Source organism: Maribacter sp. 4G9 (genome assembly GCF_002742265.1).
In the GTDB taxonomy this organism is placed as follows: Bacteria; Bacteroidota; Bacteroidia; order Flavobacteriales; family Flavobacteriaceae; genus Maribacter.
The window spans coordinates 1-12880 of sequence record NZ_MDGL01000065.1 but is presented as its reverse complement, the minus strand read 5'-3'; the positions used below and the strand labels follow the sequence as shown (position 1 = coordinate 12880).

Annotated in this window: 8 protein-coding genes and 1 pseudogene; 6 read left to right on the top strand and 3 right to left on the bottom strand. The window is 43.3% G+C overall.

Annotated elements, in window-relative coordinates; translation table 11 throughout:
* Positions 1-75 precede the first annotated feature (75 nt).
* From BFP75_RS09030 to BFP75_RS09005, 6 genes are all read left to right on the top strand, one after another.
* Positions 76-1359: a prolyl oligopeptidase family serine peptidase gene (locus BFP75_RS09030; protein WP_099544914.1), complete on the top strand. Its 1284-nt coding sequence runs from the start codon at positions 76-78 to the stop codon at positions 1357-1359.
* A 149-nt stretch (positions 1360-1508) separates the two neighbouring features.
* Complete coding sequence (locus BFP75_RS09025; protein WP_099544913.1) at positions 1509-4502, top strand: WD40/YVTN/BNR-like repeat-containing protein; 2994 nt, start codon at positions 1509-1511, stop codon at positions 4500-4502.
* Positions 4503-4533: 31 nt separating this feature from the next.
* Entirely contained in the window at positions 4534-5808 is a 1275-nt protein-coding gene (locus BFP75_RS09020; protein ID WP_099544912.1) for an aminotransferase class V-fold PLP-dependent enzyme, read from the top strand.
* A 94-nt stretch (positions 5809-5902) separates the two neighbouring features.
* A complete protein-coding gene (locus BFP75_RS09015; protein ID WP_099544911.1) occupies positions 5903-7816 on the top strand; it encodes a hypothetical protein in 1914 nt (637 codons plus the stop codon).
* A gap of 2 nt (positions 7817-7818) precedes the next feature.
* Positions 7819-8649, top strand: a complete 831-nt coding sequence (locus tag BFP75_RS09010) for a DUF2490 domain-containing protein (protein ID WP_099544910.1) — start codon at positions 7819-7821, stop codon at positions 8647-8649.
* A 33-nt stretch (positions 8650-8682) separates the two neighbouring features.
* Positions 8683-9528 (top strand): MORN repeat-containing protein, encoded by an 846-nt coding sequence (locus tag BFP75_RS09005; RefSeq protein ID WP_099544909.1) that lies wholly within the window; start codon positions 8683-8685, stop codon positions 9526-9528.
* Positions 9529-9540: 12 nt separating this feature from the next.
* On the opposite strand, the gene BFP75_RS09000 is transcribed toward BFP75_RS09005, so the two are convergent.
* The 3 genes and pseudogenes from BFP75_RS09000 to BFP75_RS08990 form a co-directional block, all read right to left on the bottom strand.
* Positions 9541-10407 carry a DUF808 domain-containing protein gene (locus BFP75_RS09000; protein WP_099544908.1) on the bottom strand — a complete coding sequence of 289 codons (867 nt, stop codon included), beginning with the start codon at positions 10405-10407 and terminating at the stop codon, positions 9541-9543.
* 121 nt (positions 10408-10528) lie between these two features.
* The gene (locus BFP75_RS08995; protein ID WP_099544907.1) at positions 10529-12403 is read right to left on the bottom strand and encodes a thrombospondin type 3 repeat-containing protein; all 1875 of its coding nucleotides are present in this window, start codon (positions 12401-12403) and stop codon (positions 10529-10531) included.
* A gap of 304 nt (positions 12404-12707) precedes the next feature.
* Positions 12708-12880 (bottom strand): annotated as a pseudogene (locus tag BFP75_RS08990) (IS5 family transposase); the annotation flags it as partial.

The window sequence follows — 12880 nt, the reverse complement described above, 5'->3', positions numbered from 1 at the left end:
TCAATGATCGCTTGGCAAAATGGTTTTGTATATTCGAGAGAATCGATTACTTTGAACGATCAAACCAACTTTAGTATGAAACGACTTTACTTTATTCTCTTTGCCCTGCTGATTGTACCATTTTTATCAACGTCTGCACAAAGTACTGCGGATGGTACCTATACCGTAGTTATAGACGCCTATGATTGGGGGCCCGGTGTCAATAAGGTTATTGTACCAAAACCGAACACTGAAGATAGGCTGAGCCATAACGATTTTGAGGTAAAGGTCGAACGCAGTAAGGAAAATGTAGAAATGCGATCTGGTGAGGCCGAAGGAATAAGAAAGGTACTCTATGCCTATCCATCAAATGCAGATGGGGACCGCGATGAAAATGGATTATTTACCACCCTTGTTTTATTGGTGGCGCCCAATGATGCATTAAGTTCACCTATTAAATACTATCGTAGCAGTAATGGAAGGTCCAGCAACCAATGGATAGACTATGAATTAAATGTTACCTATGTGCCTTCGGGAACTACATGGAACAAAGAAGGAAGAAGAATAATCCCCGATTTGGATATTTTCGAATTAAACGGAAGCTTCAGCCATAAAAACATAGATCTAACCTATGCAAGCTTTACGCCGGAAGGAGATGGAAGTTTTCCCTTGATCATTTGGCTACATGGTGGCGGCGAAGGAGGTACTGACCCAAGTATTCCACTAATTGCCAATAAAGCGACCAATTATGCCTCCAAAGAAATCCAGGAGATTTTCAAGGGAGCTTATGTATTGGCTCCACAGACACCAACCTTTTGGATGCAAAGTGCATCCGGGGAATATACACGGGGGGACACCAATGATATTTATAACGAAGCCTTGATGGCCTTGATCAAGGAATTTGTAAAGAACAATCCGAAAATAGATTCCGATAGATTATATATTGGAGGCTGTTCCAACGGAGGATACATGAGCCTTAAACTCCTATTGAACCATCCCGATTATTTTGCCGCCGGATATATCAGTGCTCTGGCCTATCACAATGAATATATATCCGATGAACAGTTGAACAGCATTAAAAATATTCCCATATGGTTCGTACATTCCAAAGATGACACCACCACCATTCCTGAAGAAACGGTAATTCCGTTATACGAAAGACTAATTGAAGTAGGAGCCCCCAACGTTCATCTTTCTCTTTACAACCATGTCATTGACTTGAATGGGATGTATGGAGGAGAGGATTATCATTTTCCGGGACATTGGTCCTGGATTTATTCCCATGACAATGATGCCGATTTTGATTATAATGGAAGGCCAGTATTAATTAATGATAGGCCGTTAACCATTATGGAATGGCTGGCCCAGCAGCATAAATAGCACTATAATGGAAATCAGGGTAGATTACCCTGACCTTTACATCACAATACCCCAAGAATTACGATAATGCAAAAAATAGGCCTTGGGTAATGGGTAAAACTATGGTATTGCTTAATTTTAGAGAAACCAACATTCATTTATCAATATTCATGAAAAAACTACTCATATCCACCATATATCTACTTCTGGGTTTTTCAGTTTTAGGTCAAGACTTTGATGCGTTTCAGTACCGTACCATTGGTCCCAACAGGGGCGGAAGGGTAACAACTGTCACTGGAACACCTTTACTTCCGGGTACTTTTTATCTTGGTGCTTCCGGGGCCGGTGTCTGGAAAACCGATGATTACGGTACTACTTGGAACAATGTGTCAGACGGATATTTTAAAACACCCTCCATTGGAGCCATAGAGGTGGCTTCCAACGATCCCAATATTGTGTATGTTGGAACAGGTTCCGATGGTATCCGAAGCAATATCATCAGTGGAAAAGGTGTCTACAAGTCCATCGATGCTGGAAAAACCTGGACGCATATCGGGTTGGAAAATGTAGGTCAGATTGGAGCCGTTGAAATAGACCCCGCCAACAGTAACATTGTATGGGTCGCGGCGATAGGCAATGCCTTTAAGCCCAATGAAGAACGTGGTATTTATAAAACTATGGATGGTGGAAACACTTGGGAAAAGGTGCTTTTTATTTCCAATGAAACAGGTTTTGCCGATTTGGAGCTTTTACCCGGTAATCCCAATGTGGTCTATGCGGCCGCATGGAAGGCGCAAAGAACACCTTGGACAATTATCTCCGGAGGTGAAAATAAAGAAGGAGGTATTTACAAATCTGTCAACGGCGGCAAGGATTGGGTTAAATTGAAAGACGGGTTGCCCAAAGGCCTCATAGGAAAAATAGACTTGGCCGTTTCCCCTACGGACTCCAGTATTCTGTACGCTGTTATTGAAGCACCTGGAAAGGAAGGTGGCGTCTATAAATCGGTAGACCAAGGAAAAACCTTCACCCAAACTTCCAGTAATGAAGGCTTGGTCAATAGGCCCTTTTACTATACCAATATAGAATTGGATCCAACCAATCCGGATATTGTTTATTCCAACGCCAATCCCTTGTTAAAATCGACGGATGGCGGTAAGACATGGAAACGCATGAGCGTACCACACGGTGATAACCATGACATTTGGCTGAATCCCAATAATCCGGATTTGCTCATACAATGTAATGACGGAGGAGCCAATATATCACACAATGGTGGAAAGACTTGGTCAACACAGTTCAATCAGCCCACGGCGGAAATCTATCAAGTGGCCGTAGACGACCAATATCCCTATTGGGTCTATGGGGCGCAGCAGGATAACACCACCATAGCTATCCCGAGTTCGGCACCGACAGCCAGTGGTCCGCAAGGTACACAGATCATGATGGATGTGGGCGGCTGTGAAACCGGTCCTGCCATCCCAAAACCGGGTGACCCTAATGTGGTATATAACAACTGTAAAGGTCGGTTTAGCGTATTTAATAAGATTACTGGAACGGATCGGGAGTATTCCATTGGGGCCTCAAACATTTACGGGCACAATCCCAAAGACTTAAAATACAGGTTTCAACGGGTAGCGCCCATTCACGTCTCTCCCCATGATCCGGACGTAGTCTACATGGGTTCCCAGTACCTATATAAAACAAGGAACAACGGTCAAATATGGCAAACCATTTCCCCAGATCTAACGGCCAACGAAGATGATAAGCAAGTGATTTCAGGTAGTCCCATTACCCGTGATATCACAGGGGAAGAGTATTATAGCACACTCTATTCTATAAGGGAATCAAAAATCAAACCCGGTCTTATTTGGACAGGGTCCAATGATGGTGTTATTTCCGTCACCCAAGATGGCGGACAGACCTGGGCCAATGTCACTCCAAAAAAAATGCCCAAAGGGGGTAGGGTGGAATCTGTAGAACCTTCGCAATTTGACCCGGCCAAAGCCTATATTACGGTAGACCGACATCTATTGGGCGATACTACGCCTTACATATATAAAACCGATGATTATGGTAAAAATTGGACCTTGATCAGTACGGAAAGTAACGGAATACCATCGGATTATAGCGCAAGGGTCCTTAGGGAGGACCCAAAAACGGAAGGATTACTGTATGCCGGAACCGAATTTGGCATGTTCATATCCTTCAACGACGGCGAAACTTGGAAGGCGTTTCAGCAGAACTTACCTGTGACCCCAATAACGGATATTATTATAAACCGGGGCGATTTGGTTTTAAGTACCATGGGACGTGGATTCTGGATTTTGGACAATATAAGTGCCCTCAGGGATTCAAAAATAAACGCTTTAGCCGAGGAACCAGTACTTTTTAAACCAGAAAATACCTATAGATATAGAACGCCTTGGGGTTCTGGGGATTTTCCAAATTATCCTTCAACAAGCGTAAGCATCGACTATTATTTGCCCAAGGAACTTAAAAGTGGGGTTTCCTTGGAGATTTTCAATGCCGAAGGGAAATCGGTTTCTAAGATTGTCAGCGATTCCACCCAATTAAAATCGACCAAGGAACAGGTGGAAGATATGGGGCTAAGTATGGTATTTGTGTATGTGGATACCAAGTTGGAAACGAAAAAGGGCATCAACCGTTTCGAATGGGACTTGCGGGAAAAAGGCGCATGGAGCAGCAACAAGAGCCGTAGCTACAAAAACGGTCCTATGGTTCCCCCTGGTTCCTATACGGCTAAATTGACCGTTGATGGGAAAACCTTAGAACAGCCTTTTCAAATCCTGATGGATCCAAGATTAGAACAAGAAGGTATTTCCTTGGAAACCATAAAGGAACAATTGGCACTTCAAAACCAGGTCAATCAGCTTTTATCCGAGGCCAGAAAATTTCAGTCGGACTTAGAGAAGAAAATAAAGGAAACCAAGAACAAGGAAGAAAAGGAAAAATTGGAAAATGTACTGAAAACAATCAAAAATGATGAAGGAGCCTATCCCCAGCAAATGATGGTAGCGCAAATTTCCTACCTCTCCAATATCATCGGCGGGTCCGATAAAAAACCCGGTAACGAGGAAATAGAACGATTTAAGGAATTGCAGGAGCTATTCAATCAGACCAAACGCCAAGTCGATTTATAATGGAATACCAAAACTAACCAACCGAAGTTTTATGTCGCATCGAAGAAAATTTCTCAGGCAGGGGGCCATGGCCGTTCTTTCGGCTCCACTAATGTCGTTCGACTCCAAAAAGGAATGGTCACTTGATGTTTTAAAAACGGATTTTTATGATGAGGCCTATTGGAAATCGATTCGAAAACAATTCCCGCTAAAGGAAGGTCAGACCTATTTCAATAACGGTACCATGGGTCCAACACCGGGTTACGTTTTGGATAAAATGATGCATCACATGTTGCACTATAATGTGGAGGCTGCTACCATCGATTATAAAAACAATTCCGGTCCCAAGCTTTTGAGCGGCTATTTTCCTTACGAGGAATTGAGAACCAAACTGGCGCAGATCATCCATTGTGAATTCAAGGAAATTTCATTGATACAGAATGCAACCTTTGGCATGAACTACGTGGGTATGGGGCTACACCTCAAAAAAGGGGATGAGCTCATAAATACCAATCAGGAACACGGTGGAGGCTTTGGAGCTTGGCAATTGCTGGCAAAGCGCAAGGGCTGTGTCTACAAACAAGCCACCTTGCCCGAACCTGCAAACGACCCACAAGAAATTGTGGACGCTATATTCAAACATGTAACCAAAAAAACCAAGGTAATTGCTATTCCCCATATGGTATCTGGATTCGGTACGGTCATGCCCGTAAAGGATATATGCCAAGAAGCTAAAAACAGGGGCATTTTCACGGTTTTGGATGGAGCCCAATGTGTGGGGCAAATTCCCGTGGATGTCAAGGACATTGGTTGCGACGCCTATTATTCCAGTTTGCACAAATGGATGCTGGCCCCTGCTGGTAGTGGGCTTTTATATATAAACAAGGAGGTGGCCGAAAATATTTGGTCTACCATTGCCAGTTACAACTGGGACAATCAAGAGGACCATGGCTTCCGATTGATGCAAAACGGAACGGGTAACGCCGGACTTCTAGCCGGCTATGAGGCAGCGGTCGATTTCTTCAATACCATTGGTGCGGAAAATTGGTTGGGGCGTATCAAGGAATTGGGCATGTACTTACGTGATGGATTAAAACAACTATCCCATGTGACGATTTATTCCTCTACCAACGAAGAAATGGCCGCAGGCATCACTACCTACGGCGTTGCTGGAATATCAGGGCCAGATTTGCAAAAAACCATGTGGGAACAGGAACGGTTACAACCTAGGTCGGTCGGTGAAAAAATGATCCGCCATTCCGTCCATATCTATAATTCCAAAGAAGAAATAGACCGTGCATTACAGGTTTTGGAAAGCCTAGGCTAATCCTTTCGCACGATTTTTTGACCCCAAAAGGCTCAATTTGAACCCAATACCTTTTTATAATCCGTAAGTCTTTCTTAAATGCTATTTTTGCCGCATGTATAGGTTTAGATTCAAAGGGTTCACATTCCTTTTCGTATTATTTTTTCAGTTGGTGCTGTTTGCACAGGAAAGAAGCGAATATGAAGGCCCGTTTCAAATAGGGAGATATACGGGCAATGCACGTTATCAATATGCTGTTTTGGAAACGGATACTGTCTTGGACGGCGCCTTTTTATTTCAAAAGTCCAATTTGGAGACCTTATTGAAAGAGCAAGACTCTTCCTTTACGATCCGGGGCAGTTTTAATAAAGCTTTGGCGCATGGGCCGTGGCAATTTCAATTTGGCAAATACACTTCGGACAGTAAGAGCGAGGTCGTGGACTTTGAATACCGGATATTGGTCAGTGGAACCCAGGAAACCGCCAGTGGCGTTTTATTGGAAGGTGTGCCCAATGGGGCTTGGGAGATAAGCATTCAGGAAGTGGAAAATTCTGAAGTAACAAAGATCCGCTTTATAAGTGAATTCAATTTTGAAAAGGGTGTTCCCCAACAAAGCTTCAAGATTGAAAGCGATAGTAGTGCCCTGGTGGGTAGGTTTTTAAGAAATGGCCTTGCGCACGACGCATGGACTAGCTATGGAAGCAATGCCTTGGAAGTGGATGAAGTTTGGCATTTTGAAGAAGGGTTTTTGAAAAAAATTGATATTGATACCACGGGTGAACAAATCCTGGTCTTTGATACGGAAGCAACCCAGTACGAAACAATTCCCCTGGACGACCGATTCCTATTGCTTTTACGATATAACTTACAGGATAAGGTGGGTCAGGGCAACACCATAAGCTTGTTGTCCAAAAACAGGGAAGAATACCAAAAAATCAATGGCATACTTACCAATCTGGGTTCTCACTCCTTTGGTACGAATATAAAGGTGAAGGTTCCATTATTTGCCTTGGACAGCCTACAAAAAAGGACCTTGGAAAGGACATCCATACATTTAAAAAAGGCCTCTGAACTATCAAAAACCATACGTTCCAATAATCACCTCAATATTATAAGAAGAACGGATACAGATGCAAATTATTTGTATTCCGTTTCCGAGAAAATTGAATCGGAATTCCTTGATCCGATGAAAATTTATGCGAAACTCTACCAAAATCAAATTTTTGAGTTTGTTGAGCCAACCACTTTGGAAGGCCGAATTTTTCCGGGTGGTAAACCGGATAAAAGCATACAAGTAATGGGCTACAAAGAACCATTTCAACTACCCGATGCGGATGGTTTCAACTTTGCGGGGAGTAGTCTTACGACCCTGGAGCAAATAAGTCTTTACGCTTATGAAAGTATGGAATATATCATGTCCCAACTATCCGATAAGTTATCGGATGATGTCCAGATACAATCTTTAAAAGAATTGGAAAACGACCTTATTTCCATAAATACCGGTATCGAAGCACAAATCGACACCCTATCGCCCATGCTTCTGGTAGATTATGGGGAGGCCTACAAAAATTTGGGTGAAATCGCCAATCGGAAACTGGCCACCTATGCAGAAATCTCCAACCCAAGTGAAAAATTGGATTTTGGCCAAAATCTAAAATCCTGCCTTGAAGACCTAAACTCCCTGATTACCCTTGTGTCCAACTTTCCAGATAAGATGGAAGAAGTTAAATCGCTCTATACGGATGATATCTGGAATCCTTTCATGGCGACGGTCATGGAGGAAGAGGTTAAAAAGCGCATCGTGGAGGCCTATACGGGCATTTTAATCCCCCATTTTATCAAGAGTTTATCGGAAACAGAGGATTGTGAACAGTTTGTTGTGATACGGGAACAAATTATCTACACCCATAACAGATTGGTCGATTTGAGAAACGAGGAAACCCGAAAATTGGAACGAAAACTTAAAAGGGCACGCACCGCGCAAGAGGTCTTGAAGTTGTTCCAACAACAAATCCCCATAGTAGAATAGGCATGAGGCAAGGTAATTTCTTTTTTTTGGGATATTTTGTTTTTGTCTTGGCGATGTTTTCCTTTGCCTACGGACAGGAATCGGAACCCGTTGTACTTCCCGAAGCGTCAAAATATAAGGAGCCCGTATCCAAGGTGTGGTTCAACACCTACGGGAACATTAGGATCGGCAAGCGTTTTTTCTGGGACGCACAGACCCATTTCAGGTTTGAGGAAACTGTGAATACGCCTTTCATTGGGCAGATGGCACAAATTTATAACCGACACGCCATCGGCTATATCTATGATAAGAAAACCAATTTTAGTTTGGGTGGGGTAGTGCGCATCAATTTCAATACCGATGAGGAATCCACGGACAGAAATGTAGTTCCCGAGTGGCGTATTTGGCATCAATATCAGTTTGCCATGCCCTTATATTCGGCGATGCTGTACCACAGGATACGGATCGAGCATCGATGGACCCAAGGGTTTTCGGAAAATAGCGACTATATTTTCAGGAATCGATGGCGTTATATGTTCCGTGCTAAAATTCCCTTGAACGATACAAAATTAAAACCCAAGACCTATTACATTTCCCCAGAAGCGGAACTCATCATGCAAAGTGGTAAGGCCGTTGTGGCCAGCCCCATGGAAGACCTGCGATTGACCACTACCTTGGGCTACATTGCCACGCCAAGGCTTACTTTTGCGGCCGGACTCATGTATTCCCAGGGACAGGACCGCATAAACGCCGGTGATTATAAACAAGGTTGGACCTTGCGGTTCCATATGTACTTTTCCCCGGATTTCAGACGTATAAAAAACAAACTTCCCGAAATCCATATGACGGATTAGAACGTAAGTACTTTTATACCAAACGAATTGACTATGAAGTCTAAAAAAGTACTCTTTTTCGTGGCCATGGCCCTTCCACTTTTGGGTTTTATGCTGTTGCTCTATAAATCGGTCCAACTACATAATCAAATCAGCCAATTACAGGAAGAAAAGGAAGTCATTATGGACAATCTGGAGGATTTTGAGCGCTTGGCCCAAATGGATTCCTTGTTGTTGCAGGGAGATTATGAGTCTGCCATTAAATCCTATAGCGATTCCATCAATAGGAACAAGGAAATTAAAATGGGCATTCCCTTGCGTATCGCACTAGCGGAAAAGCTGCTCAATCAAAACAAGAACCCCAATTTATTAAAGGATAGTAGCCAACTAAATACCGACAGTCTAAAAACCGATATCCTATCCGAAGAAGCCCAAATACGACAATTCGATTCCCTCAGCTTTGATCTTCAAAAGACCAAGCTTCAACTGGAGCGTGTCAAAAGGCAGCTCCAGCAAAAATCCTTTGGTGAATACCTAACCTTTAAGAGCAGGAAGGGAAACCAGTTACATTACATTGGTCAGGTAAAGGACGGAAAGGCCCAAGGTTATGGTATTGCGCTATTGGATACCGGTAGCAGGTATGAGGGAAATTGGAAGAACAATCAGCGCCATGGACAGGGTACTTTTTATTGGCCAGACGGTGAATATTATTCCGGCGAGTTCGAGAACGATTTTCGTAGCGGTTTTGGCACCTATTTTTGGCCGAATGGAGAAAAATATGCGGGTCAGTGGAAGGAGGACAAACGAAGTGGTTCCGGTAAATTTTTCGATTCTGAAGGCGATGTGGTGGCCAGCGGGGAGTGGAATGAGGATAAGTTGGTGGAAATCAACGATAGGTAAGCGGCAATAAACCTACTTTTTAAAAAGTTTCTTTATTGCATTGACCAGTAGCAATACTATAAAACCAACGACAAGTCCCATAGCGAATTCTAACAATATGGATGGAACATTGGGCAGCACGTCGTGTAAAAAAGGGACGTTATGCACAAAGATTCCACCGGAAACCAATAAAAGCGCAATCGTTCCAATGACCGCGAGCGACTTGATGACTACTGGAAGGGCGTTTACAAAAAACCTACCTACTTTATCGGAAAAACTATTGTCCTGTTCATTCAAATTGATAAGTCGCACCCCAAACTCATCCATACGTACGATCAAGGCTACGATTCCGTAAACCCCCACAGTAGCTAAAAGCGCAACAACGGAAACAACTATAATCTGCGTGGTAAGCGGCTCTTTGATGACCGTGCCCAAGGCGATAATGACTATCTCTACGGACAAAATAAAATCCGTTAATATGGCGGACTTTATTTTCTCCTTTTCCAACTCCAGGATATCTTTTTTACTTGGTGCCTCCTCTTTTAGGGTAGGTACATCATGTGTATGCGGAAAAAAGAACTCATATATTTTCTCGGCACCTTCGTAGGCCAAATAAAGCCCTCCAAGTATCAGGATAATCGTAACGGCTACGGGCAAAAAGGCACTTAGCAAGAAGGCTATGGGGAGGATGATAATTTTGTTGAGCAGGGAACCCTTCGTAATGGCCCACAGTACAGGTATTTCTCGCTTGGATACAAATCCTGAAGCCTTTTCAGCATTTACGGCCAAATCGTCCCCTAAAATTCCCGCAGTCTTCTTGGTCGCTATTTTACTCATAGATGCTACGTCATCCAATAGGGTAGCTACATCATCCAATACTGCAAAAAATCCAGATGCCATACGTTAATTTTTGGGCAAAAATAGATGAAGAAGTTGACTTTTTGGGCTGTAATAGGTGAAAAAATGAACGGATAGTTCTTAGAAGGGCGATTTAAATCGAGATAGTTCGGTATTAACTTGATCAGTTCTTTTGAACCCTGTAGGTTATGCGTCTGTTGGTAATGATGGTATTTACCTGAATTTGTAGGTTGGCTATAGTACTAGTGGTCTGTGCACATGTATACGCCAAGTTGTCCATGACCACACGGTATTGTTCCCCGTTTTGCGAAGGAGTAGGGTTGGAAATGTTTAAGGTCGCCGAATTTGCCCCACTGAACATGGCATTATCGCTAATATCCGTCCAAACACCTCCTATAAATCGTTGCCATTGATAGAGGTCGGCATTTGTGGCCGATACCGATAAACTACCGCTACATCCGGGACAAATTATGGTATTCGTAGGTTGTGTGGTTATACTGGGTGGTGCTCCGGCCTGCCTATAATCAAAAACGGCATCCGAGTTACCATCCGCTGGAACCGTATAACCGTCCGTTCCTGATGTTACCACACCATTAACATCTGTAGTAACGGGATTGGGACCTAATAGCCCGTCCGTATTATCATCCGTAAATCCGGCTTCCAGGACATCGTTACAGCCATCGTTATCGGAATCCAATGCTATGGAGTCCAAAATTCCATCGCCATCACTATCGCTATAGGTGTAATTAACACTTCCTCCGTTGGGATCGGTCTGAACCAAGTTGGGAATCCCGTCCGTACCAATGGCACCATTGACCACTCCGTTAGTATGGGCCTGCCCATGTCCAGCTTCCACCGCGTCGTAGATACCATCGTTATCGCTATCCAAGTCAAATCGGTTAAAAATACCATCGCCATCCGTATCACATTCCCCACTAAACCTGAGTTGACCGTTCATATTCGTAGGACCGGTTACCAACTGTCCAATGGTAATCGTATTCGTTCCTGAAGGATTCCAAGGAACGGTTACTGGTGGGGTGTCCAAGGTCAAGGGTAGCAATGTACCTCCCGGAGATTGCGCCCCAAAAAGCTTCAAGTTGCCATCGGCATCCACAATGACCCGCAACATGGGGTTGGCTAATGTACCGGTCATGGACCAAAGCTGCGGGACACCTGCTTGCCCGTAGGTAAAACCCGTATCGAACCGGGCAAAATTACCGGGAGCCCCAGGCTGAAACTGAAATTCCGTGGCAATATTGGTTCCGTTTACGGTAAGGTTAAAGGAATTATCAATGGAGATAAAATCTATGTACATACTACCGAATCCGGAGGTGGCGGTATTGGTAACGGAAGTCCCACCCGAAGCTGTAAAATTCTGCGTGGTGGTCGCTACAAACGTACATTCGTCCCAATCCAAAATACCATCATTGTCATTATCAAGATCGGCCACATCCTCTATACCATCACCGTCCGTATCCACAGGTATTATAGCACTTATCAGAACATTGTCAATACTGGCGTTGTCATCGGAATTCCAGTTGGCATTAGATTTTGCAAAGCGAATGACGGTATTTGCCGAAATATAGGCCGATATATCTTGGGTAAATGTACCATTGCCAGAAAGCGTTCCTATTTGGGTGTAAGGGGCACCGCCTGTACTGGAAATATAGACGCCAAGTTGTCTGGTTCCTCCCAAACTATTGCTGGTGTAATCAAAGCTCAGTATTGCGGAGGTAGCTCCCGTAAGATTAACCGTTCTCCGAATTTCTTCGGTCCAAAGCCAATACATATAGAGTTGTTGACTCTGAATACGGATATATTGTGCCGTTGGACCAAGATTACTGTCGCCTGATTCGGTCCAATCGGTCGCCCAAGGGGTATTTCCATCACTGTTGGAGTAGGATATAGATGAAAAATTATCTGCAAAGGTCGTTTGGGCCATTATCTGGCCTAAGAACAATAGGAAGCTTGCAAAAAACAAAATATGTCTTTGCTTACTTGGATTATCATGTTTCTTTTTTAATAAAATTTTCCGCATGCATGTACTTTCGACCCTAAAGTTCCAAAATGAAAGGGGTATAGCAAAAATAATGTTGGTAAGTACTTCAAAAGGGAAGTGAGTAAGGCCAGAACTGTGGTTTAAGGTTCCCATTCAATTTAGAAAGTAATTCTTTTAAGACGGCCTAGATAACAAAATTGTTAAAGTAATTTCCTAATGTATACTCAAAAGTAAAACTACCAAGTTTTGCCGTTCAGCCATCGAATAATTTTGGCTACTTTAGAAAACTTTTGGGTATGGCAAGCCAATAAAGTGTATGAACTAAAGTATGTAATGAAGTGGTTTAAACTTTTATTTTTTTCTTTTTCTTGAATTTTTTCAACGCTATCGCAATGAATGCCAAATAGTTGAATCCTTTCCAGCTTTCGGTGGTCGTATCGAACCTGTTGAGCAGGGAACGGTAGCTGTCCATCCATGCATTCGCCCTTTCCACGGCATATCTTTCATCGTATAGGT

Excerpts from the sequence above, each read along its gene's own strand:
- BFP75_RS09030 (WP_099544914.1), top strand. The coding sequence starts at position 76 with ATGAAACGACTTTACTTTATTCTCTTTGCCCTGCTGATTGTACCATTT.
- BFP75_RS09005 (WP_099544909.1), top strand. The coding sequence starts at position 8,683 with ATGAAGTCTAAAAAAGTACTCTTTTTCGTGGCCATGGCCCTTCCACTT.
- BFP75_RS08995 (WP_099544907.1), bottom strand. The coding sequence starts at position 12,403 with ATGCGGAAAATTTTATTAAAAAAGAAACATGATAATCCAAGTAAGCAA.
- BFP75_RS09025 (WP_099544913.1), top strand. The coding sequence starts at position 1,509 with ATGAAAAAACTACTCATATCCACCATATATCTACTTCTGGGTTTTTCA.
- BFP75_RS09020 (WP_099544912.1), top strand. The coding sequence starts at position 4,534 with ATGTCGCATCGAAGAAAATTTCTCAGGCAGGGGGCCATGGCCGTTCTT.
- BFP75_RS09010 (WP_099544910.1), top strand. The coding sequence starts at position 7,819 with ATGAGGCAAGGTAATTTCTTTTTTTTGGGATATTTTGTTTTTGTCTTG.
- BFP75_RS09000 (WP_099544908.1), bottom strand. The coding sequence starts at position 10,407 with ATGGCATCTGGATTTTTTGCAGTATTGGATGATGTAGCTACCCTATTG.
- BFP75_RS09015 (WP_099544911.1), top strand. The coding sequence starts at position 5,903 with ATGTATAGGTTTAGATTCAAAGGGTTCACATTCCTTTTCGTATTATTT.